Genomic DNA, 23,307 nt, shown 5'->3' on the forward strand with positions numbered 1-23,307 from the left:
CAAAGCAAAAGTGGGGGAAATCATCATGTCTTGGCAATATCGCACCGTACACTGCGGTGAAGTGACAACTGCACACGTAGGACAGGAAATCGTATTGAACGGCTGGGTACAAAAGCGCCGCGACCTCGGCGGAGTTATTTTCATCGACTTCCGCGACCGTACGGGAATCGTGCAGATCGTATTCAACCCGGAGCACAACAAAGCGGCTTGGGAAGCGGCTGACAAAGTGCGCAGCGAGTACGTTCTGGTCGTAAAAGGAACAGTAGTCAACCGCGCGCCTGAAGCAATCAATCCGAAGCTGAAAACAGGCGAAGTCGAAGTTCATATTTCCGACATTCAAATCTTGAACGACGCGAAAACGCCTCCGTTCCAAATCGAAGACGACATCGAAGTAGATGAGCAAGTTCGCCTGAAATACCGCTACCTCGACCTGCGCCGTCCGGAAATGCAACGTTCCCTGTTCCTGCGCAGCAAAGCGGCGAAAGCATTCCGCGACTTCCTGGACGAGAACGGCTTCCTGGAAGTAGAGACACCGATTTTGAACAAGAGCACGCCAGAGGGCGCCCGCGATTACCTCGTGCCGTCCCGTGTGCATCCAGGCGAGTTTTACGCCCTGCCGCAATCCCCTCAGCTGTTCAAGCAGCTTTTGATGGTGTCCGGTCTGGAGCGCTACTACCAGATCGCCCGCTGCTTCCGCGACGAAGACTTGCGCGCTGACCGCCAGCCTGAGTTTACCCAGGTGGACATCGAGACGTCGTTCTTATCGATGGACGAAATTTTGCCGATGATGGAAAAAATGGTCGCTCACGTGTTCAAGCAAACGATCGGCGTGGATGTCGTGACGCCATTCCCTCGTCTGACTTACGCGGAAGCGATGGGACGCTACGGCTCTGACAAACCGGACGTGCGCTTCGGCATGGAGCTGACAGATGTATCCGACCTCGTAGTCAACAGCGACTTTAAAGTGTTCGCTTCTGTCGTATCTGGCGGCGGTCAAGTAAAAGGGATCAATGCAAAAGGCTGCGGTCACTACTCCCGCAAAGAAGCAGACGATCTGGGCAAATTCGCTTCCCGCTACGGAGCAAAAGGCTTGGCTTGGATGGGCTTCAAAGATGGCGAAGTAAAAGGACCGATTGCCAAGTTCTTTAAAGAAGAAGAAATTACCGAGCTGAAAAAGCGTCTCGAAGCGGAAGAAGGCGACCTGCTTCTGTTCGTAGCCGACAAGCCGAAAGTGGTTGCAGACGCATTGGGAGCACTGCGCTCCAAGCTGGGCGCGGAGCTTGGCCTGATCGATCACAGCAAGTTCGCATTCCTCTGGGTTGTAGACTTCCCGCTGGTAGAGTGGGATGAGGATGCCAAACGTTACGTGGCTCTGCACCATCCGTTCACTCGTCCAAAAGACGAAGACCTGCACCTGTTCGACACCGATCCGGGCCAAATCCGTGCGCAAGCGTACGACATGGTGCTCAACGGCTACGAGCTGGGCGGCGGTTCCATGCGGATTTTCAAACGCGACGTGCAAGAAAAAATGTTCAAGGCGCTCGGCTTCACACTGGAAGAAGCGCATGAGCAATTCGGCTTCCTCCTCGATGCATTCGAGTACGGTACACCTCCACACGGCGGAATCGCCCTCGGTCTGGACCGTCTGATCATGCTCCTGGCTGGCCGTACCAACCTGCGTGAAGTGATCGCGTTCCCGAAAACGGCAAGTGCGAGCGACCTGATGGTCAATGCGCCGGATGTAGTAGCTCCGAAACAACTGCAAGAGCTGTCGATTGCAACAATCGTGACAGAAGAAGAAAAGGTAGAAGCGTAATCGACTTGCGCAACTGCATTGCTGTTTGATACATTGGTAATACTATCTACAAAGCCCTGCGATGTTCGTGACATCCGATAGTTTTGAGCCACAAAGTTTGTTCAGGGAGTTTTTCGTCCGCAATTGTAAAGGCATGCCTCCGTCGAGTGGACGTCTGTAACAGTTGGGCAAGACACCCACCTGCGATTAGCAGGTTCAAAACTAAGGAGCTACACGGCATAATGGGGCTCCTTTTTTCTTTGTGATTCCTACTTTTCCGATTGACAATTATCTTACTTGCGAATGAAAGGTGAAACGAACGATGCTTCATCAATTTTCCCGTTGCGAATTGGCCTTCGGTCCCGAAGGTTTGGAAAAAATGAAAAATAGCTGCGTCGCGGTTCTCGGAGTCGGCGGTGTCGGTTCCTTTACAGTGGAAGCGCTGGCGCGTACAGGTGTAGGCAAGCTTGTGCTGGTGGACAAGGACGCCGTTGACATCACGAACATTAATCGGCAGATTCATGCGACACTGAACACGATTGGACAAAAAAAGGCAGAACTGATGAAGGAGCGCATCGCTTCGATCAATCCCGAGTGCGAAGTCGTGACGCTCAACATGTTTTACAACGAGGAGACATATGAGCAGTTGTTTGCCCATGAACTCGACTATATCGTAGACGCCATGGATACGATGTCTGCCAAGCTGCATCTGATCCAGGAAGCCAAACGCCGCAACATCCCGATTATCTCCAGCATGGGCGCTGCCAACAAAATGGACCCGACCCGGTTTGAAGTAGCGGATATTTCCCAGACGAGCTACGATCCGATCGCCAAGGTCATTCGCCGTGAGCTGCGCAAAAAAGGCATCTACAAAGGCGTCAAGGTCGTCTATTCAAGAGAGATTCCTGTAAACGTGCGCACGGATGTGCGTGAGAAAATCGTTTCCAACCCGGATTCACCGATTAGCAAAGTGCGGCAGCCTCCAGCGAGCAACGCGTTTGTTCCGTCCGTAGCGGGCCTGATTTTGGCCAGCGTCGTCGTGCGTGACTTGCTGGACTGGCAGCCGATAAAAGGATAGGGTAGCATGAACGATCTGTTTTCGTTTGCTTATGAAGAAGAGGGCGGCAGCAAGCAAAAGCCGCTCGCTGCACGCATGCGTCCAAAGACGATCCAGGAAGTGATCGGCCAATCCCACATTCTCGCGCCAGGCAAGCTCCTGCGCCGGGCGATTGAAGCCGATCAAGTATCGTCGCTCATTTTTTACGGGCCGCCCGGGACGGGAAAAACGACCTTGGCAAAAGTGATTGCCCGGACGACCCGCACGCATTTTTCCGAGTTGAACGCCGTAACGGCAGGAGTGGCGGACATTCGCAAAGTCGTTGAGGCGGCCAAGGAAAGACTCGTGATGGACAACCAGCGCACGACTTTGTTCGTCGATGAGATTCATCGCTTCAACAAGTCCCAGCAAGATGCGCTGCTTCCTTATGTAGAGGAAGGAACGATCATTTTGATCGGGGCGACGACGGAGAATCCTTTTTTCGAGGTCAATCCGGCGCTCTTGTCGCGTTCGCAAGTGTTTTCGCTCCAGTCGCTTTCGCACGAGGAATTGCAGCAGGTCATGGATCGCGCGCTCGCAGATGAAGAGAACGGATTGGCGGAACTGTCTGTCAACGTGACGAAGGAAGCGGCGGAGCATTTGATCCAGTACGCAGAAGGAGACGCCAGACGTTTGCTGAACGCCTTGGAGCTGGCTGTGATGACGACGCCGCCCGGAGCGGACGGGAGAGTGACCGTAACGCTCGATGTAGCGGTCGAGTCGATCCAGCGCCGCGCCGTGCGCTATGACAAAAGCGGCGACAACCACTACGACACGATTTCCGCTTTTATCAAGTCGATACGCGGTTCCGATCCCGATGCTGCGCTGTACTGGCTGGCGAGGATGATCGATGCCGGAGAAGACCCGCGGTTTATTTCGCGCCGACTGGTCATCTCGGCTTCCGAGGATATTGGAAATGCCGATCCGCAGGCGATCTCGGTTGCGGTAGCCTGCTTCCAAGCGGTAGAATTGGTGGGGATGCCTGAAGGACGAATCCCGCTGGCGCAAGCGACGACGTATTTGGCTACAGCTCCGAAAAGCAATGCCGCATACAACGGGATCAACTCTGCGCTGGACCGGATTCGCACCGACGGCCACAAGCAGGTTCCTATCCACTTGCGAGACTCGGCTTACAAGGGCGCAGCCAAGCTGGGACACGGTCAGGGATATCTGTATCCGCACGACTATCCGTACGGTTATGTGCCCCAACAGTATCTGCCTGACGGTGTACATTATTCGTTTTACCAGCCAAAGGACTTTGGCTACGAGCGTCATATCCGGCGTTTTCAGGAAGAGAGACAAAAGCTGGATAACCGTGGATTGCCGAAGAAAAACTCCCCCGAATAAAGGGGGAGGGTGAAGTTAGGTGCGGACGTCTCCGCCGGGTTTGTTCGGCAAGTCACCGTTTTCGTTCGGCTGTTTGCTCTGTTCGCTCGCCCCGTAGCGGGCTTTGTGGGCAATGGTGCCCGCAGGCTGTTCGTACAACGTGTCGGACGGGTGGTTGCGTCCTCGTTCTGAGCGTTTGTTTGTCGCCATTTTGCTTTCACCCCCTAAGATGCTAGTGTGTCCCAGGACGCTCAAGTCATGTAAGCTAAGGGAGTGGGTAAACCCAAGAATAAGAGGAGAGTTGCTACGTGAAGATTTCTACGAAAGGACGCTACGGACTGACGATCATGATGGAACTGGCCAACCGTGTTGGAGAAGGGCCGACTTCCTTGCGCAGCATTGCCCAGAAGCACGACCTGTCCGAGCATTATTTGGAGCAGTTGATCGCGCCTTTGCGCAACGCAGGATTGGTGAAAAGTATTCGCGGAGCTTACGGCGGCTACGTGCTGGCGAAACAGCCGGACGAAATATCCGCAGGCGACGTCATCCGCGTACTGGAAGGACCGATCAGTCCGGTCGAGTTTGCAGAAGAAGAAGATCCGGCCAAACGCCATCTGTGGCTGCGCATTCGCGACAGCATCTCTGCGGTGCTGGACGCGACTTCGCTTCAGGATTTGATCAGCTTCGAAGACGACGGGCATTCCGATAACTATATGTTTTACATTTAAGCAACAGCTACCAAGCTAGTAGAAGGTGACACAGTGTCTGACATGTTGTATTTTGACCACGCTGCCACGACTCCGGTACATCCGCGAGTGTTGGAAGCGATGACTCCGTATTTGACGCAAGTATTCGGCAACCCGTCCAGTGTCCACGGTGCCGGTCGCGAGGCGCGCAAAGCATTGGAGCAAGCGCGGGATGCGATTGCCAGCTTCATGGGTGCCGAAGCGCAATCGCTCATTTTTACGAGCGGCGGCACGGAAGCGGACAATATGGCGATTATCGGCGGGGCGATGGCCCAGCGCGAACGCGGCCGCCATGTCATTACGACGCAAATCGAGCATCATGCCGTCCTGCACGCTTGCGAGTATTTGGAGCAGGCAGGGTTTGACGTCACGTATTTGCCCGTAGATGAGACAGGCTCTGTCCGCATGGAAGACTTGCAGCAGGCTGTTCGTCCCGATACGGTGCTTGTGTCGATCATGTACGGCAACAACGAAGTGGGAACGATTCAACCCATCGTAGAGATCGGGAACTTCCTCCGGGAAAAAGGCATTATTTTTCATACAGACGCCGTTCAGGCATTTGGCGTGCTGCCGTTTCAAGTGAGCGAGTTGCCTGTGGACATGCTGTCCGTGTCCGCGCATAAAATCAACGGGCCAAAAGGCGTTGGCGCCCTGTACCTCGGACGCAAGATTCCGGTGTCTCCGATTTTGCACGGCGGCTCCCAAGAGCGCAAGCGCCGGGCGGGAACGGAGAATTTGGCGGGAATCGTCGGCTTCGCTGAAGCGACGAAGGTTGCCGCAGAGGAGAGGGCGGACCGGGTAGCCAAATACGAGCAGATGAAGGCAGTCATGCTCGCGGTTTGGCAAGAGGCGAACATCGCTTGCCATGTAAACGGTCATCCCGAGCATGTGCTCCCGCATATTTTGAATGTCAGCTTCCCTGGCGTTCACACCGAGACGATGCTGATGAACCTCGACTTGGTTGGCATCGCAGCTGCGAGTGGCTCTGCCTGCACGTCCGGGTCGCTGGAACTGTCGCATGTACTCGTGGCGATGAAGCTTGCCGATGAGATTGCCCGATCCGCCATCCGCTTCAGCTTTGGCATTACCAACACGGTAGAAGAAGCAAAACAGGCGGCGCAGGCCGTGGCGCAAATCGTGAGCCGTCTCGCCCGAAGCAAATAGCCTTCAACGACAAACGAACCGCTTGGGCTATGTCCCTGAGCGGTTTTTTCCTGTCCAAAAAATGGTTGCCTGCCGGATTCCAACGGCTTTTCGCAAACATACGCTACTACTGACGTCGGTTGAAAAAGGTGAGAGTATGTTCACGGACAAAGCATCTGAGGCAAAAGCGAAAAAAATCGAAGCAGAGAAGGCGACCAGACTTTGTGCGGAGCCAGAGCTGGAAAAGCAAGAAAGGCAGCAAAAGCAAACGCATCTGAAAGCGGACTGTCATTACTTTTGTGCGATCGCGGATGGGACGAAGCGGGTCTACACCGACGAGGACGCCTGGTTGCCGTACACGACCAGCGGGATTCTTGATCCTGCCTGCGTTTCGTTGGTGAACTTGTTTATCAACGGGATGATCCAGCCTCCTGTCCTCTATGAAGTAGCCAAAGGCAGACTGCGGCTGCTGACAAAAGAGCCTCCAGGCAAAGATGTGAGCATCGTCCTGCAATTCATTGCCATTGCCGCATCTTAGCGTTCGTTCGCGACGGAAAATAAGGCGGATGATTACGTCACTTGTCCAACACTTCTTCGCAGCTTGCTCAATAAAATAGAGTAGCAACGAAAAAGGAGGACGGATGATGGCGCTTGAGATACTGAAGATCGTGGTCACAGCTACGACGACAACGAATGCGGTTCCGACCGTGACGCGCTTTTTTCGCAGAACATTGGCTCTTGTCGTCGGACCGGCGACGTTGACCATAAATGTAGGGGACTTTCAAACGGATGCGGGTACAACGGCTACCTCTCTCCCGACCCTTCCGGCAAACAATAGCTACTATAACGTCTACATTAACGGGATCATGCAAATGGGCGGGCTTACCACTTATACTCCGGGTGGATCGGGAGTAGGGAAGCTGGACATTACCGTGCCGTCGGGGCAAACGATCGCACTCAGTACCGTCATTGTACTGGAAATTGTCAGCTATGCTCCTACGTCGTCGACAACAGTGAGCTGACGGCGCAACGTACCACAGCACACATGGAAAATGAGGGAATAAAAGGGAAAAAATCAGATAACAGTTCGGTGCAGATTGCAAGCAAAAAAAGCAATCTGCTTTTGTTTTTCGCTCCAAATTTTCTAATTGTGTGGCAATTGTGGTTAATAGTGGATAACAATGTTAGAATGATTCCGTAGAACCAGGCCGGAAGAACGAAAGCGCTTTCGTCCAGCAAAAGGAGAGGAATTATTCATGATTGCCAGACGTATCTCGATTCGCTACAAACTGGTGCTTACCATTCTCTTCCTGACCATGCTTCCATTGATGGTAGTCGGGTACATCCAGTTTGAAAACGCACGGAATGCGGTTTACAGACTGACCGTTTCCGATTTGCAATACATAACCCAAATGAAGGCCCGGGAGCTGGTTCCCTACACGCAGGACACAACGATCAGCGACAGCAATAGACAAAAAATTGACGAGATCATTCGCGAGGTGGCAGAGAGCTACTATAAGCCGAATGGCATGGTTGGCTATGCCTATATCGCGGATGCCAGCGGAGTCCCGATCTTCCACCCGGACCCGAACGTGCAAAACAAATCGCTCGCGGGCGAAGCGTTCATGCAAGAGATGCTGGCGAAAAAGAGCGGCTGGCTGGAGTATGAGTTCCAGGGAGCTACGAAGTTGACCGTGTACGAAGAGTTGCCGAACGGCTGGATTCTCGCGATTGGCAGCTACCAGAACGATTTGCTGGCGACGATCGAGAGCAGCCGTCCGATGATGTTCCTTTTGAACCTGATTAGTGCAATCGTGGCTCTGGCTACCGGAATTTTTATCGTCAGCAGGCTGGTTCGTCCGCTGAAAGAGCTGGTCGCAGCGATGAAAATGGCCGAGACGGGAGATTTGACCAAGCGTGCGAAAATCCGTTCGGGGGACGAGCTTGGCGAGCTGTCAGCCATGTACAACGAGATGATGGAAGTGTTTTGTAAAATGCTGAGTGAAGTGCAGCGTGTCTCCCAGCAGGTTGCGGCGGCATCCGAGGAGTTGACAGCGAGTGCAGCAGAGAGTGCCAGGGCTGCCGAGCAAATCTCGCTTGCTTCAACCGAGATCGCCATGGGCTCGGAGCAGCAGAAACAGACCGTATCGGATACCACCCGATCTTTGTCGCACATCGGTGGCGATATCCAGGAAATCGCCTCTTCCACGGAGCGGGTCAATGCGGATGCGACGCAGGCGTTCCTTTTGGCGCAAGATGGCGAAGGCAAGCTGAAAGAACTTGTTCAGGAAATGGATCAGATCACAAATCATGCGAGAAATACAGAGCAAGTCATCCGGGAACTGGGAATGCAATCGGAAAAAATTATTGGAATTATTACGATCATCCGGCAAATTTCTGATCAAACCAATCTGCTTGCGCTGAATGCAGCGATTGAAGCTGCCCGCGCAGGTGAACAAGGAAAAAGCTTTGCAGTCGTTGCGCAAGAGGTACGCAAGCTGGCAGAACAGTCAGGACATGCGGCAGAAGAAATTGCTTCGCTGATCCATGCGATTCATACCGATATTTTGGATGCGGTGCAGGCGATGGGAACGACAACCGAAGCCGTCCAGGAAGGCAGAGGCGGAGTAGCCATCGCCGGAGAAAGTTTCCAGCAAATTTTGGTGGCCGTCCAGGATGTCAGTCAGCAAGTGTACCGGATGAACGAGGCTGCCCAAGGGATTCATCGCGATACGGTCAAACTGGTCGCGCACTCGGATAAAATTGCGGAGCTGGCTGACACGGCGGCACGAGATACGCAAGAGGTAGCGGCAGCGTCCGAACAACAGACCGCGACGACGCAAGAGATGACGGCGGCTGCGGAAACATTGGCGCAAATGGCTGAACAGTTGTCAGACCAAGTAAAACGCTTTACAATTTAAAACGTATGACTGCGAGAAAAATCCACTTTCCCTGTTAAAGTGGATTTTTCTGTTCGTGCCACTTTGAACGTGCTTGGAGCAAGCAAGAGAGGAGAAGGTGAGATGGAAGAACAACAATCAATCTCCCTGTTTGCGGAAAACTATATTCGCGGATTTATTTCACAAGAAATTTTTTACAATGAAGAAACATGGTACGGAGTTATTCGTCTAAAGATAGAGGAGACTACTGAAGCGATCAAGGAATCAGAAGTCATTATTGTCGGCAACTTCCCTCGTCCTCATCCGGATGAGCTATACACCTTCTACGGCGAGTGGAAAACGCATGCTCGCTTCGGGCAGCAGTACGTGGCGAAGCGATACGAGCGAGAGACGCCGAAGACATTGTCGGGCGTGGAGCGGTATTTGGCCAGTGGACTGTTTCAGGGCATCGGGAAAAAAATGGCCAAACGAATCGTGGAACATCTCGGCGTAGATGCCTTGACGATTATCGCCGATTATCCGGAGCGGCTCGCAGAAATTCAAGGGATTTCCGAATCGCGCGCCAAAATCATTTACGAGTCTGTGCTGGAACATCGTTCGCTGGAAAGCGCGATGGTATTTTTGTACGACTTCGGAATTGGCGTGAACATGGCGTTGCGAATTTACCAGACGTACAAGCTGGAGACGATGACCGTGCTCAAGGAAGAACCGTACCGGCTGATTGAAGATATCGTCGGGATCGGCTTCAAGCGGGCGGACGATATTGCGCGTGCTACCGGGATAGCCGCATCTTCGGAAGAGCGTGTCAAGGCAGCGGCGCTGTTTGTGCTCCAGGAAGCGTCTTATTCGGAAGGCCATGTTTATTTGCCGATCGAAGAGCTTTGCGAAAGAACATTGGCACTGCTTTTGGAATGCGGCGGACATCTGTTTGTCGCAGAAGACATTACCCGTGCGGTCGAGGACATGTTTGTCGCGAGCAAAATTGCCTGGGAAGACGAGCGCGTTTACTTGCCCTCCTTGTTTTTTGCCGAGCTTGGGTTGGCAAAAAGGCTGCGTCATTTCGCGCAGCGGGACTCATTCGGCTCGTTTCCTACCTCTGAATTTTACCGTGCGCTGGGAGCCGTAGAAGATGAACTGGGTATCACGTACGCCCAGACGCAGCGAGACGCGATCGAGCAGGCGATTACATCCGGGCTGATGCTTTTGACGGGGGGACCGGGAACGGGGAAAACAACGGTAATTCGCGGGATTTGCCGCGTCTTTTCGCAGCTGCACGGCCTGTCACTCGACCTGAAAAAATACAACGAAGAAAATCCTTTTCCGATCTTGCTCGTTGCGCCAACCGGACGGGCTGCCAAGCGGATGACGGAGACGACTGGCTTGCCAGCCATGACGATTCATCGCCTGTTGGGCTACAAAGGGGAGAGCTTCGAGCACGACGCCGAGCATCCGATTCGCGGCAGGCTGTTGATTGTGGACGAAATGTCGATGGTCGATATTTGGCTGGCGAACCAGTTGTTCCGTGCCGTACCGGATGAGATGCAAATTATTATGGTCGGCGATCCCGACCAGCTGCCGTCCGTCGGCCCGGGAAACGTCCTGCTCGATATGATCCGCTCCGGCTTGTTGCCGCTGGCCCAGCTTACGGAGATTTATCGGCAGGCGGAGGAGTCGACGATTATCCGGCTCGCCCACGATGTGCGCAAAGGCAACGTCCCGGCAGATTTGCTCGATACGACACCGGATCGGCGATTTTTCACAAGTTCGCCACAAGAAGTTCCGGAAGCAGTGAAACAAATTTGCTCCGGAGCCGTAAAAAAAGGATATACGGCAAAAGATGTACAGGTTTTGGCACCTATTTATAAAGGAAATGCCGGGGTGAACCGGCTGAATGAAGAGTTGCAGGAGCTGTTTAATCCAAAGACGCCGCAAAAACGGGAAGTGACCTTCGGGGACACGACGTTTCGCACTGGCGACAAAGTCCTGCAACTGGTGAATAATGCTGAGGAACAGGTGTTCAACGGCGATATGGGTGAAATTGTTGCGATTTTTTTCCCGAATGAGAACGCAGAAAACCAGGAAATGCTGGTCGCTGCCTTCGACAATCGGGAAGTGGTGTACAAGCGTTCCGATTACCATCAGTTGACGCTTGCCTACTGCTGTTCCGTACACAAATCACAGGGGAGCGAATTTCCGATCGTAGTCATGCCGTTTGTCAGAAGCTATTACCGGATGCTGCGGCGCAAGCTCGTTTATACGGGCATTACCCGGAGCAAGTCTTTCCTCATTATGTGCGGGGAGCCAGATGCTTTTCGCGCAGCCGTGGAAACGGACGAGGAAGGCGTGCGGTACAGCTTTTTGGAAGAACGGCTCAAGCAGGATTGAAAGCTGGAACCATTTGCGCCGAATGGACATGTCCGTTTCGCCCGATACTAAAGGAGCGGAAGGGGGATGTCCCACATGCGCAAGGCAATGGATGCAGTCGGTTTGCCAGTAGTTTGCCTCCAGACGGGAGAGACGCTCGGCACCGTTCGTGACATTCTTTGCGACTCCACTTGGCATGTACGAGGAGTCTTGCTGAGCGAACAGGGTTGGTTCCATTCTGGCACCTACATTCCTACCGAACAGATTCATGCGGTAGGGGAATCCTGCCTTACCGTATCGGGTAAAAACGCAATCACGCCCTTGCCTCATCTCGCCGGATTTGAGCCTGTCGGCATCGTGACGGGAAAATCAAAGCTAAAAGGAAAAGCGGTCATTACCGCTTCCGGAGAACTCCTTGGCAGGCTGGAAGATGTTTACTTTTCAGCGAACTGGGAGAAACTTGTAGGGTACGAACTGTCCAATGGCTGGTTTGCGGACGTGACAGAAGGTCGCAAGCGTTTGTCTGCCCCAGCTTCCGTCATCATCGGGGAAGAAAACCTGATCGTGCCGGACTTTGTTCGTATCCAGGCGTGATAAGGGAGGAAAAGCGTGATGCGTGTCATTTGCCCGAACTGCAGTTCCAAAGACGTAGGGAAGATTGGAACCAATCAATACTACTGCTGGAATTGCTTTATAGAAATGAGCGTTTCCAACGAGCAGATTGCTTCTGTCTATCAGGTGGAAGAAGACGGTTCTTTGCATTCGCTCAACGATCTGTTTATTGAAGATCAAACTGTCTCTGCTCAACTGAACATGTAGCAACTGCTTACGCAGGAAAAACAACTGGAGGTGGCACGCTTGTTTACACGAAGCCTTTTGCGCGTCCTTGCCACAAGCGGAATTGTGGCTGTCATTGGCTATTTGATGGCTCCGCGCCGCCGCAGTCGGTTTTCACTGAATTGGAATCAGCTGCCGTTTTCCATGCGTGATGTGACGCGCATGCTAAAGACAGGGCGCAAGCTGATGCGCGCCGTAACCCGTTAACGGGGGATGACGCTCACAGGAACGTTCATAAGCACCTGAACATAGTATGAGTTCGGGTGCTTTTTTTTGTGCAGAAAAAAGCTCCGTCGCACGAATGGCGACGGAGCCTACGTTTATTTGTCAGTTTTGCTCGGCGAGTCGTTTTTGCTGCTGGCTTTTCATGCGTCCAATCAGCAGGACGCCGACGACAGCGGCAACGATGAATACCCATTTGACCCACGGATAAGCGGTAAAGAACGGGGCCAAAAACTTCTCGCTCGTTACCATGCTTGCAGCCGTGTAAGCGAGGACGCCCGCACCGACGTAAATCACGACAGGGAAACGCTCCATGAATTTCAAAATCATCGTGCTTCCCCAGACCATGATCGGAACGCTAATGATCAGTCCGATGATCACCAGAAGAAAGTCGCCATGTGCGGCACCGGCAACAGCGATAACGTTGTCCAGACCCATTACGGTATCCGCCACGATAATCGTCCAGATCGCTGCGCCAAGACTTCCGCTCGCCTTCATATTCTCGTGACCGTCATCGGAGACGAGCAGTTTGAGGGCGATCCACAACAGAATCAAGCCACCTACGAGCAGCAAGCCCGGAATTTTCAGCAGCCACACTACTGCAAGTGTTGCCAAAGCCCGGATAATAATCGCGCCCACCGTTCCCCAGATGATCGCTTTTTTCTGCTGATGGGCTGGAAGGTTGCGTGCAGCCATCCCGATGACAATCGCGTTGTCTCCGGCCAAGACCAGGTCGATGACGATGATCGCAAGCAGCGCCGACCAAAATTCAGGTTGTAACAATAGTTCCATGTTCAATTCCTCCTCCTCTTCCTGTTTGGAAAAATGAGTCATCCACCGGGCCGTTTTCTAGATACCTCCCATATTGTATGTAAAGGGGCACAAAAGAAAACGACCTTTCCCTGGACAGGCAAAGGTCGTTTGAAAACAGAAAAAGACCTTTTACCTGTTAGGCAAAGGTCTTGCTTACAACATTAGAAAAATGTTGCCAACATAGCCGGGGATTTCTCCCGTAATGACGACTATGTTGCGAAAAAGCTACTCCCCTTTGGAGATATCCTCTTGTAACTCCATACTACTATCGGTGCTTGGAAGGTGTCAATAGGTTACATGAATTTTGTACGAAGAACACACCCTAATGGAAATGGAGAGGAGGTGTCCTTCGTGGATGAATTGCGGCGTAGCCGCCTTTTTGCGGCTGCTCTCTGGTTGATTGCGCTGCTCGTCATCGGCAATCTGCTGTGGATGCTCCGTTCGGTCCTCGGGCAGTTGTTCGCCCTTTTGGAGGAAGTGCTGATTCCCATTATATTGGGTCTGGTCATTGCGTATTTGCTTCATCCGGTCGTGCAGCTGCTGGAAAAGCGCAGAGTCCCGCGGCTGATGGCCGTTCTGCTGATTTACGCTTCCTTTGTACTGGTGATTACGATTGCGGTCATCAACGCGATTCCCGTCTTTACCAATCAACTCGTGGAGCTGTCCGATGACTTGCCGCGGCTGATGGACTGGTACTACACGTGGATGAGCGAATGGGAGGCACACAAATACTTTTTGCCAGACAGTATCTCCCACGGGGTGGATCGGGTAATTATCCAGTCGCAGGAAGGGATGTCCCACTCCGTGACCAAGTTCGTCAACAATGCCCGCCAGTCGCTGGGCAAGCTGTTTGCCTTTGCGATCGTCCCGTTTATTGCCTTCTATTTTTTAAAAGACATGAAGGAACTGCACGAAACAGGCATGTCCATCGTTCCGAAGCCGTACCGCAAACAAGTGCTGGTCGTCCTGCGGGACATTAATGAATCGCTCGGGAATTACATACACGGCCAGATGATCGTTGCGTTGGTCGTCGGGGTGCTGGCTTATCTCGGCTACTGGCTGATCGGCATGCCGTATCCGTTCGTGCTCGCCGCTGTGGTATGTTTGACGAACATCATTCCTTACATCGGGCCATTGATCGGGGCGGCGCCTGCGATTGTCGTCGCGCTGACGATTTCGACCAAAATGCTGTTGTTCGTGATCGCCGTCAATCTCGTCATTCAAGTGCTGGAAGGCAACATCCTGTCGCCGAACATCGTGGGGCGCTCCTTGCAGTTGCATCCGCTGACGATTATCGTGGCCTTGCTTGTCGGGGAGACGATCGGAGGGATTATCGGGCTGATCGTGGCTGTGCCCGTACTCGCCGTTTGCAAAGTTGTCATCAGCCGAATCGCTGTGATGATGCATGAAAGTTGACATGGGTCAGGAAAAAAATTTATAATACGAACAGATGAGTACAGGCTTGATCAATGAGGGAACGAGTACGCTGCAAACCTTCTACAGAGAGGGCGCTTCACGGTTGAGAGGGCGCTCAGAAGAAGTGCAACGGAAGGCTACTCCTAAGACCGGGCAAAAACCGGCGGGTTGGCACCGTTAGATGCCCATAAAGCGACAGGCTGTCGCGCCGTTTGGCGTGCAAGAGAGCCTGTAAGCAGGGTGGTACCGCGAGAAAAACAGTTCTCGTCCCTGAGGGGATGGGAGCTTTTTTATTTATTTTCAGAATAGAGGAGAATGCAGATGAAGAAGCTGACAGGCAATCAAATTCGCCAGATGTTCCTTGACTTTTTTGTGGAAAAAGGACATCGCATTGAGCCGAGTGCTCCCCTGGTGCCAATCGACGATCCTTCCTTGCTGTGGATCAACAGTGGTGTAGCGACGCTCAAAAAGTATTTTGACGGACGCATCATCCCGGACAATCCGCGCATCACCAATTCGCAAAAGTCAATCCGTACCAACGATATTGAAAACGTTGGCCGGACGGCTCGCCACCATACCTTCTTCGAGATGCTGGGCAACTTCTCCATCGGGGAGTATTTTAAAGAAGAAGCGATCGAGTGGGCGTGGGAGTTTTTGACCAGCCCGAAATGGATCGGCTTCGATCCAGAGCTGCTTTCCGTCACAATCCACCCGGAAGACGAGGAAGCGTTTGAGCTGTGGAACAAAAAAATCGGAGTTCCCGAGGAGCGCATCGTTCGTCTGGAAGGCAACTTCTGGGATATCGGTGAAGGTCCGAGCGGCCCGAACACGGAGATTTTCTACGATCGCGGCGAAGCGTTTGGCAACGATCCAAGCGACCCGGAACTGTACCCGGGCGGCGAGAACGAGCGTTATCTGGAAGTGTGGAACCTGGTGTTCTCCCAGTTCAACCACAACCCGGATGGCACCTACACGCCACTGCCTAAGAAAAACATCGATACCGGCATGGGGCTGGAGCGGATGGCGTCGATCATCCAAGGTGTCGACAACAACTTTGAAACAGACCTGCTGTTCCCGCTGATCGAGCAAACGAGCGCGATTTCGGGTGTGAAATACAAGACAAGCCCTGAGCTTGACGTAGCGTTGAAAGTCATAGCTGACCACGCGCGTACGGTCGTGTTTGCCATCGGGGATGGAGCGCTTCCTTCCAATGAAGGCCGCGGCTACGTCATCCGCCGTCTGCTGCGCCGCGCTGTGCGGATGGGCAAAAAGCTGGGTGTAGAAAAGCCATTCCTGTACAGCCTGACAGAAACAGTCGGCACGATGATGGGCGAGTTCTACCCAGAGGTTGTAGAAAAACGCGCGTTTATCGAAAAAGTCATCCGTGCCGAGGAAGAGCGCTTCCACGAAACGTTGAACGACGGCCTGGCTATTTTGTCCGACATGGTGAAGGCAGCAAAGGAAAGCGGTCAAACGCAACTGTCCGGCCAAGACGTATTCAAAATGTACGACACGTACGGATTCCCGGTTGACTTGACCGAAGACTTCGCGAACGAGCAAGGCTTGAGCGTAGATCGCGACGGTTTCGATAAAGCGATGGAGGAACAACGCGAGCGTGCCCGCGCTGCCCGTCAAGACGTGGACAGCATGCAAATCCAGGGCGGTCCATTGTCCGAATTGACGGTTACAAGCCAGTTTGTTGGTTATACTGAATTGGTAGCAACAGGAAAAATCGAAGCGATCATTTTCGACAACCAATTGGCTGAACAAGCGGAAGAAGGCCAGACTGTACAAGTGATTCTCGACCAGACGCCATTTTATGCAGAGAGCGGCGGTCAGATCAACGACGAAGGATACTTGGTGTCCGACTCCGTCAAAGCCCGTGTGACAGATGTGCAAAAAGGTCCAATGGGCCAAAACGTGCACTCGGTCATCGTCGAAGCAGGAACACTGCGCAAAGGCGATACAGTCCGCGCGGAAGTAAACCGCGAAGCACGCCTGGCGATTACGAAAAACCATACAGCTACCCACTTGCTGCACCAAGCGCTGAAAGACGTACTGGGCACGCATGTCAACCAGGCAGGTTCTTTGGTAGCACCGGAGCGTCTGCGCTTTGACTTCACTCACATCAGTGCGATCACAGCAGAAGAACTGGAGCGCATCGAGGCAATCGTCAATGAAAAAGTGTGGGAGAACCTGACTGTCGAAATCTCCAACAAAGCTTTGGCAGAAGCAAAAGCAATGGGCGCCATGGCGTTGTTCGGCGAGAAGTACGGCGATGTCGTGCGCGTTGTCAAAGTGGGCGACTACAGCCTTGAGCTTTGCGGCGGCTGCCATGTCAACAACACAGCGGAAATCGGACTGTTCAAGCTGGTCAGCGAAAGCGGCATCGGCGCAGGGACACGCCGGATTGAAGCCGTGACAGGACGCGGGGCTTACCAGTTCCTGAACCAGCAGTTCACGACGCTCAAAGAAGTGGCTCACGCACTGAAAGCACCTGTGCTGGCAGAAGCGCCTGCGCGCGTGGAAGGCTTGCAGCAACAACTGAAAGAAGTTCAGCGCGAAAACGAATCGTTGCGCGCGAAACTGGGCAACATCGAAGCGGCATCGCTGACCGATCAGCTGAAGCAGGTAGACGGCATGAACGTGCTCGCTGCACGCGTATCCGCTTCTGACATGGACAACCTGCGCGGCATGGTAGACGAGCTGAAGAACAAGCTTGGCTCTGCTGTCATCGTGCTTGGCTCTGTCGATGGCGAGAAGGTCAACCTGGTAGCAGGTGTCACCAAAGATCTGATGGATCAAGGCGTTCACGCCGGAAAAATTATCAAGGAAGTGGCTACTCGTTGCGGCGGTGGCGGCGGCGGTCGTCCTGACATGGCGCAAGCGGGCGGAAAAGATCCTTCCAAGCTACAAGAAGCATTGGATGCGGTAGTGGAGCTTGTCAAAAGCCAGGCAGTAGCGAAATAACGAAAATCCCGCCAACAATTTTTGCAAAATCGACAAGGAGTAGGTTCCATCCGGGTCGAATAAAGTATGGAAGCGAAAAGCCAATACAACCTTTAAGTCTTGAAGGAAATCGAGGTGTTGATTGTGAGTTCGTTGGATAATACCATGAAGTTTACGGTGCCCAAGGAAGCGAATGCGGCGGAAGTGCAGGCAACATTGACAGAGGTTTACCAAGCCCTGCAAGAAAAAGGATACAACCCGATCACCCAGATCGTCGGTTACTTGCTTTCTGGCGACCCGGCGTTTATCCCTCGCCACAACAACGCGCGCAGCCTGATTGGCAAACTGGAACGGGACAAAATCATAGAAGAGTTGGTGACCGTTTACTTGTCCGAGCGCAAGTAGACCTTGAACATGACACGATTGATGGGATTGGATGTAGGCGACAAGACGATTGGAATTGCTGTCAGCGATGAGCTGGGATGGACCGCCCAAGGGGTGGAGACCATCAAGCGGCAGTCCAAGGAAAAAGATTTTGCCCGCATTCAGGAATTGGTAGCGCAATATCAAGTAGGTGCTTTCGTAGTAGGCTTGCCGAAAAACATGAATGGCACAATCGGGCCGCGCGCCGAGATGTGCCAGGCATTTGGCAAGCTTTTGGAGGAACGGACATCTCTTCCTGTCCACATGTGGGACGAGCGTTTGACGACGATGGCAGCAGAGCGTATGCTGATTTCTGCGGACGTCAGTCGCCAAAAGCGCAAAACAGTAATTGACAAAATGGCGGCCACATTGATCCTGCAAGGATTTTTGGACGCGAAATCGAGGTGACCCTAAGTGAGTGAAGAGATGATGGAAGAATTTGAAGTAGGCGACGTGATTGCCCTGACAGAAGAGGGAACAGAGGAGCCGCGAGATTTTCGGATCATGTATATTTTTGATATCGAAGACCGCAGCTATCTGGTGCTCGTTCCAGTCGATCAGGAGGAAGAAGAAGAGTACGAGGTTCACTTCCTGCGCTATGACGGTACAGACATGCTTCAGCCAATCGAAGACGACGAAGAGTGGGAGCAAGTAGAAGCTACCTTCGAAACATTGATTGCTGATTTGGAGAAAGACGGGATTTAACAACGAGAGAGGGCAGATGCCCTCTCTTTTTTTATCGGCAAGGCTGTTTGCTTCCGAAGTCAAACAGAGAGGAGAAAGCGAGATGGATGGCCTAATCGAGTCCGGCTCCGAACTGATTTGGGAAAAGTACAAGGAAGCCGAAAAACGGATACAGGAGTTGGAAAATTCAATCGAATGGTTCAAGGTGTGCTTCGATACAGCGTACGAGGGCATTACGATCGTGGATGAGCACGGCTACATTCGCATGATGAACGATGCGTACTGCCGATTTATCAGCGTGCGAAAAGAAGATGTCATCGGCCGTTACGTGGAAGAGGTGATCGAAAATACGCGTTTGCCTGTCGTGCTGCAAACCGGAATACCGGAAAGAAACCAGGCGCACAGACTGCTCGGGCAGGATATGGTCGTTCACCGCATCCCGATCTGGAAAGAAAACCGGGTCATTGGCGCCGTTGGCATGCTGATTTTTGAAGGGGTGTCGGAGCTGTACCAAATTTTTGACCGCATGCAAGTGCTGCACGAGAATATCGGAGACAGCCGAATTGTGATCGAGGCGCCTAGGCCGAAAAGCAACAAAGTGACATTTGACCAGATTATCGGGGAGAGCGAAGCGATCGCAGAGGCGAAAAAAGTCGCGCGGCGAGCGGCCCAGACGTCTGCCACGATTTTGCTGAACGGGGAGAGCGGAGTGGGCAAGGAGCTGTTCGCCAAAGCGATTCACTCGCTAAGTCCGTTCCAAAATGGCCCGCTCGTAATTGTCAACTGTGCCTCCATCCCGGAAAATTTGCTGGAGTCGGAGCTGTTCGGCTACGAGGAAGGCGCTTTTACCGGCTCGAAAAAAGACGGAAAGCCGGGCAAGTTCGAGCTGGCAAACAAAGGAACGCTTTTTCTGGACGAGATTGGCGACATGCCGCTGCACATGCAAGCGAAAATTTTGCGGGTCTTGCAGGAGCGCGAGGTGGAACGCGTCGGGGGAGTCAAGAGCATTCCCGTCGACTTTCGGCTGGTTGCGGCTACACACCATTCATTGGAAGACAGGGTGCGGGAGGGGACTTTTCGCAAAGATTTGTATTACCGCCTGAACGTCATTCCGCTTGTCATTCCTCCATTGGCGCAAAGAAGAACGGACATTCCTTTGTTGATCGCGGCGCAGTTGCAGGCGCTCAGCAAGAAAAACAACATGCCGCCAAAAGACATCGACAAAGAAGCCATGTCACTGTTGATCAACTACGATTGGCCGGGCAACATACGCGAGCTGGTCAACACGGTTGAGCGCCTTGTCACCTTGTCGGAGGACCATCGGATACGGACGAGTGACCTGCCTGCGGTCTTTTTCGGGGGAACAGGCTTTGCCGAAGCAGTCTTGCCCCAGCGTGATCGGCAAGCCGGGACGCCGCTGAGTCAGGCTGATGGAGGCGGAGCAGAGGGGGCTTTGGCGGAAAAGAAGCGTATTCTGGAAGCGCTGCATGAAGTGAAAGGGAACAAGTCGAAAGCAGCCAAAAAGCTCGGCATTTCCCGGGCAACGCTTTACAACAAGCTGAGCAAGTATCAAATTAGCTGATAGGTAGCAGAACGGGGGCGGCGATCAAAAAGTGTCTAGACGATTCGGTGTAATTGTCTAGACACTTTTTGTGTTTTCTGGACAGTTGGTCGAAAGAAAGCAAGGATGAAGCGGTTAAAACGTCGTGGCACGGAGTTTGCTTTCTGGAGGGGGGAGAGGCGGGATGTGGCTGCGATTTAGGAGAGGTAGAAAGCGCCTTGGGTTTGGAGATGCGGATGTGTCTGCGAACTAGGAAGAGGCAAAGAGCGTCCGGGACATAGGGAGGCGGGGTGTGCCTGCGATTTTAGGAGAGGGAGAAAGCGCCTTGGACTTGGCGAGGCGGATGTGTCTGCGACCTAGGAAGAGGCAAATAGCGTCCTGAACTTAGGAGGGGCGGGTGTGCCTACGATTAGGAGAAGTAAAGAGCGCCTTTGATTTAGGGATAGGCGGAGTGACCGCTAGACTCAGGAACAGACAGAGGCATCTGCCGTAGTGCATCCGTCTAACCCCTCATCTTTTAGAAAAAAGGAGGAGTTCACTATGTCGAGTTTGCCTGCAATTGGCATGATTGGTCTGGGCAATATGGGGATGCCTATGTCCAAAAACTTGCTTGGCAGCGGGTATGCGGTATATGGCTTCGACGTCAATCCAGACGCGGAAAAGGAGTTTGCGGCCGCTGGCGGAGTTGCGGGACTGACGATTGAAGAGGTGGTGAAACAGACAGAGGTCGTTTTGACGAGCTTGCCCTCGCCTGGAATTGTTGAGAGCGTTTACACCGGAGCGGGCGGCATTCTGGAGCATGCGAGAGCAGGGCAGATTCTCATGGATACGAGCACGGTGACACCTGGGCTGAATGAGCGCTTGGCAGTGGCTTGCGCAGGAAAAGGCGTCGGCTATTTGGCTGCTCCTGTCAGCGGCGGAGTCATTGGGGCGAAAAATCGGACGTTGACCATCATGGTGGGCGGACCAAAGAACTTGTTCGACCAGATGCAGCCGATATTCGCTGCGCTCGGTCAAAATATTTTTCACGTCGGGGCGAGGGTCGACAGCGGAACGGCGGTCAAGCTGATCAACAACTTGCTGATCGGGTTTTATACATCTGCGGTCAGTGAAGGCGTAACATTGGCGGCGCAAATGGGGCTCGACCTCGACCAGCTGTTCGAGATATTGAATGTCAGCTACGGACAGAGTCGCATCTACGAGCGCAACTATAAAAGCTTTATCGCAACCAACGACTTTGCGCCGCACTTTTCCTTGAATTTGCTGCTGAAAGACTTGAAAATCGCCCAGGAGATGGCTCATCAGGCTGGTCTGGATTTGCCGATCACAGCCGAGCTGATCAGCCTGTACGAGAAGTCGCAGCAAGCGGGCTTCGGTGAGCAGGACATGGCGGCGCTGTATTCCTACGTGCAAGCCGCACAGCGAAAAATTCAGGCGTAGTGCCACAGGGGAGGAGAATGATTCATGGCTACAGCAGTGAAAGAGGTAAAAAACTTCATCAACGGAGAGTGGGTGCAAAGCAGCTCCGGCAAATCGGAAGCCGTCATCAATCCAGCCACAGGCGAAGTCATCGCGCAGGTTCCGCTGTCTTCCCGGGAAGAACTCGATCAGGCTGTGAAGGCGGCGAGCGAAGCGTTTTCCTGGTGGCGCAAAACGCCCGTGCCCAATCGCACGCGGATTTTGTACCGCTATCATCAACTGCTTGTGCAGGAAGCGGAAGAGCTGGCTGTCATTATTACGCAAGAAAACGGCAAAAACATCAAAGACTCCCGTGGCGAGGTACAGCGCGGGATCGAGGCGTTGGAGGTTGCGACAGCCACTCCTACACTGATGATGGGACAATCGCTGCCGGAAATCGCGACAGGAATCGAGGGCGTCATGTACCGCTATCCGCTCGGAGTCGTGGCAGGAATTACTCCGTTCAATTTTCCGATGATGATCCCGCTCTGGATGTTTCCGCTGGCGCTTGCATGCGGCAACACGTTTGTGCTGAAGCCATCCGAGCGCACGCCGCTGCTTGCGGAAAGACTGGTTGAGCTGATGATGGAGGCTGGATTGCCAAAAGGCGTGCTGAACATGGTGCACGGCGCCCACGACGTCGTGAACGGCATGCTGGTCCATCCGCTCGTCAAAGCGGTTTCGTTCGTCGGTTCCCAGCCGGTGGCCGAGTATGTCTACAAAACCGGAGCAGCTCATGGCAAGCGGGTTCAAGCGCTGGCGGGAGCGAAAAACCACGCGGTCGTCATGGCAGACTGCCACATGGAGAAAACCGTGCAGGGAATCATCAACGGCGCTTTCGGCAGCGCGGGAGAGCGGTGCATGGCGACGTCTGTCGTATGTGTCATGGAAGACATCGCGGATGAATTTACCGCAAAGCTGCTGGAAGCCGCGCAGGAGCTGAAAGCAGGAGATACGCAAGACGAGGAGGCGTTCGTTGCTCCGCTGATTCGGGACGCCCATCGCCAGCGTGTGCTCGGATACATTGAGAGCGGGGAGGCGCAGCGAGCGCGTTTGCTGCTGGACGGCAGAAGCGTGATGCAGGAGCTGCCGGACGGCTACTATTTGGGGCCGACCGTTTTTGACGGGGTGACGCCGGAGATGAAAATCTGGCAGGACGAAATTTTCGCTCCCGTTTTAAGCATTGTTCGTGTCAAAAGCCTGGATGAAGCAATCGAGCTGGCGAACCGCTCGGATTTTGCCAATGGAGCCGTGCTTTACACAACATCGGGAGAGCATGTGCGGCATTTCCGTGAAAATATCGACGCGGGAATGATCGGGGTGAACGTGAATGTTCCGGCTCCGATGGCGTTTTTCTCTTTTGCAGGCAACAAGGCGTCGTTTTACGGCGATTTGGGCACAAACGGAACGGATGGGGTGCAGTTCTACACCCGCAAAAAAACAGTGACGGCCCGCTGGTTCTAATCGGGTCTTGAGCAGAAATCCTCCCAATTCTTCTCTTTTCGCCAAAAAATCGTATACAGTGACAGCGAAAGTCAGCTCTTGTATAATAGACGGGATGGAGAGAAGAGACC

General features: G+C 53.3%; 22 protein-coding genes and 1 other RNA gene. 21 read left to right on the forward strand and 2 right to left on the reverse strand.

Annotation, left to right across the window (positions count from 1 at the left end; translation table 11 throughout):
* Positions 1-25: 25 nt before the first annotated feature.
* From aspS to NST23_RS09420, 4 genes are all read left to right on the forward strand, one after another.
* Positions 26-1,816 (forward strand): aspartate--tRNA ligase, encoded by a 1,791-nt coding sequence (gene aspS / locus NST23_RS09405; RefSeq protein ID WP_217022422.1) that lies wholly within the window; start codon positions 26-28, stop codon positions 1,814-1,816.
* Positions 1,817-1,866: 50 nt separating this feature from the next.
* Positions 1,867-2,048, forward strand: a non-coding RNA gene (gene ssrS, locus NST23_RS09410) — 6S RNA.
* Between the two features lie 69 nt (positions 2,049-2,117).
* Positions 2,118-2,873: a tRNA threonylcarbamoyladenosine dehydratase gene (locus NST23_RS09415; RefSeq protein ID WP_340963581.1), complete on the forward strand. Its 756-nt coding sequence runs from the start codon at positions 2,118-2,120 to the stop codon at positions 2,871-2,873.
* 6 nt (positions 2,874-2,879) lie between these two features.
* A complete protein-coding gene (locus NST23_RS09420) occupies positions 2,880-4,238 on the forward strand; it encodes an AAA family ATPase (protein ID WP_122964194.1) in 1,359 nt (452 codons plus the stop codon).
* A 15-nt stretch (positions 4,239-4,253) separates the two neighbouring features.
* Here the strand turns inward: NST23_RS09420 and NST23_RS09425 are convergent, their stop codons facing one another.
* The gene (locus NST23_RS09425) at positions 4,254-4,427 is read right to left on the reverse strand and encodes a hypothetical protein (RefSeq protein WP_167470284.1); all 174 of its coding nucleotides are present in this window, start codon (positions 4,425-4,427) and stop codon (positions 4,254-4,256) included.
* A 98-nt stretch (positions 4,428-4,525) separates the two neighbouring features.
* Here NST23_RS09425 and cymR point away from each other — a divergent pair, with 98 nt between their 5' ends.
* From cymR to NST23_RS09470, 9 genes are all read left to right on the forward strand, one after another.
* Positions 4,526-4,945 carry a cysteine metabolism transcriptional regulator CymR gene (cymR, locus tag NST23_RS09430; protein WP_063230222.1) on the forward strand — a complete coding sequence of 140 codons (420 nt, stop codon included), beginning with the start codon at positions 4,526-4,528 and terminating at the stop codon, positions 4,943-4,945.
* 33 nt (positions 4,946-4,978) lie between these two features.
* Positions 4,979-6,127 carry a cysteine desulfurase family protein gene (locus NST23_RS09435; protein ID WP_274875154.1) on the forward strand — a complete coding sequence of 383 codons (1,149 nt, stop codon included), beginning with the start codon at positions 4,979-4,981 and terminating at the stop codon, positions 6,125-6,127.
* Positions 6,128-6,263: 136 nt separating this feature from the next.
* Entirely contained in the window at positions 6,264-6,644 is a 381-nt protein-coding gene (locus NST23_RS09440; RefSeq protein ID WP_173598614.1) for a DUF4183 domain-containing protein, read from the forward strand.
* A gap of 106 nt (positions 6,645-6,750) precedes the next feature.
* Positions 6,751-7,128 (forward strand): DUF4183 domain-containing protein, encoded by a 378-nt coding sequence (locus NST23_RS09445; protein WP_122964191.1) that lies wholly within the window; start codon positions 6,751-6,753, stop codon positions 7,126-7,128.
* 234 nt (positions 7,129-7,362) lie between these two features.
* Positions 7,363-9,027, forward strand: coding sequence for a methyl-accepting chemotaxis protein (locus tag NST23_RS09450; RefSeq protein WP_122964190.1), 1,665 nt, complete (start codon positions 7,363-7,365; stop codon positions 9,025-9,027).
* A 102-nt stretch (positions 9,028-9,129) separates the two neighbouring features.
* Positions 9,130-11,391, forward strand: coding sequence for an SF1B family DNA helicase RecD2 (recD2, locus tag NST23_RS09455; RefSeq protein ID WP_173597456.1), 2,262 nt, complete (start codon positions 9,130-9,132; stop codon positions 11,389-11,391).
* Between the two features lie 75 nt (positions 11,392-11,466).
* Entirely contained in the window at positions 11,467-11,964 is a 498-nt protein-coding gene (locus NST23_RS09460) for a PRC-barrel domain-containing protein (protein WP_122964188.1), read from the forward strand.
* A gap of 18 nt (positions 11,965-11,982) precedes the next feature.
* The gene (locus tag NST23_RS09465; protein WP_005832479.1) at positions 11,983-12,189 is read left to right on the forward strand and encodes a hypothetical protein; all 207 of its coding nucleotides are present in this window, start codon (positions 11,983-11,985) and stop codon (positions 12,187-12,189) included.
* Between the two features lie 30 nt (positions 12,190-12,219).
* Positions 12,220-12,414, forward strand: a complete 195-nt coding sequence (locus NST23_RS09470; RefSeq protein ID WP_229049892.1) for a hypothetical protein — start codon at positions 12,220-12,222, stop codon at positions 12,412-12,414.
* Positions 12,415-12,534: 120 nt separating this feature from the next.
* On the opposite strand, the gene NST23_RS09475 is transcribed toward NST23_RS09470, so the two are convergent.
* On the reverse strand, positions 12,535-13,221 hold the full coding sequence (locus NST23_RS09475) for a TerC family protein (RefSeq protein ID WP_122964299.1): 687 nt from the start codon (positions 13,219-13,221) through the stop codon (positions 12,535-12,537).
* Between the two features lie 372 nt (positions 13,222-13,593).
* Here NST23_RS09475 and NST23_RS09480 point away from each other — a divergent pair, with 372 nt between their 5' ends.
* From NST23_RS09480 to NST23_RS09515, 8 genes are all read left to right on the forward strand, one after another.
* A complete protein-coding gene (locus NST23_RS09480) occupies positions 13,594-14,658 on the forward strand; it encodes an AI-2E family transporter (protein WP_287102321.1) in 1,065 nt (354 codons plus the stop codon).
* A gap of 321 nt (positions 14,659-14,979) precedes the next feature.
* Positions 14,980-17,628 carry an alanine--tRNA ligase gene (alaS, locus tag NST23_RS09485; protein ID WP_340963584.1) on the forward strand — a complete coding sequence of 883 codons (2,649 nt, stop codon included), beginning with the start codon at positions 14,980-14,982 and terminating at the stop codon, positions 17,626-17,628.
* Between the two features lie 123 nt (positions 17,629-17,751).
* Complete coding sequence (locus NST23_RS09490; protein WP_063230247.1) at positions 17,752-18,012, forward strand: IreB family regulatory phosphoprotein; 261 nt, start codon at positions 17,752-17,754, stop codon at positions 18,010-18,012.
* Positions 18,013-18,021: 9 nt separating this feature from the next.
* Positions 18,022-18,438: a Holliday junction resolvase RuvX gene (gene ruvX, locus NST23_RS09495; RefSeq protein WP_122964184.1), complete on the forward strand. Its 417-nt coding sequence runs from the start codon at positions 18,022-18,024 to the stop codon at positions 18,436-18,438.
* Between the two features lie 6 nt (positions 18,439-18,444).
* Positions 18,445-18,735, forward strand: a complete 291-nt coding sequence (locus tag NST23_RS09500; RefSeq protein ID WP_005832492.1) for a DUF1292 domain-containing protein — start codon at positions 18,445-18,447, stop codon at positions 18,733-18,735.
* A gap of 82 nt (positions 18,736-18,817) precedes the next feature.
* The gene (locus NST23_RS09505; protein ID WP_122964183.1) at positions 18,818-20,296 is read left to right on the forward strand and encodes a sigma-54 interaction domain-containing protein; all 1,479 of its coding nucleotides are present in this window, start codon (positions 18,818-18,820) and stop codon (positions 20,294-20,296) included.
* 528 nt (positions 20,297-20,824) lie between these two features.
* Entirely contained in the window at positions 20,825-21,715 is an 891-nt protein-coding gene (locus NST23_RS09510; RefSeq protein WP_167470288.1) for an NAD(P)-dependent oxidoreductase, read from the forward strand.
* Positions 21,716-21,739: 24 nt separating this feature from the next.
* On the forward strand, positions 21,740-23,197 hold the full coding sequence (locus NST23_RS09515) for a CoA-acylating methylmalonate-semialdehyde dehydrogenase (protein WP_122964181.1): 1,458 nt from the start codon (positions 21,740-21,742) through the stop codon (positions 23,195-23,197).
* The last annotated feature ends 110 nt before the right edge of the window (positions 23,198-23,307 follow it).

Source organism: Brevibacillus sp. FSL K6-0770 (assembly GCF_038000275.1).
Taxonomy (GTDB): domain Bacteria; phylum Bacillota; class Bacilli; order Brevibacillales; family Brevibacillaceae; genus Brevibacillus; species Brevibacillus parabrevis.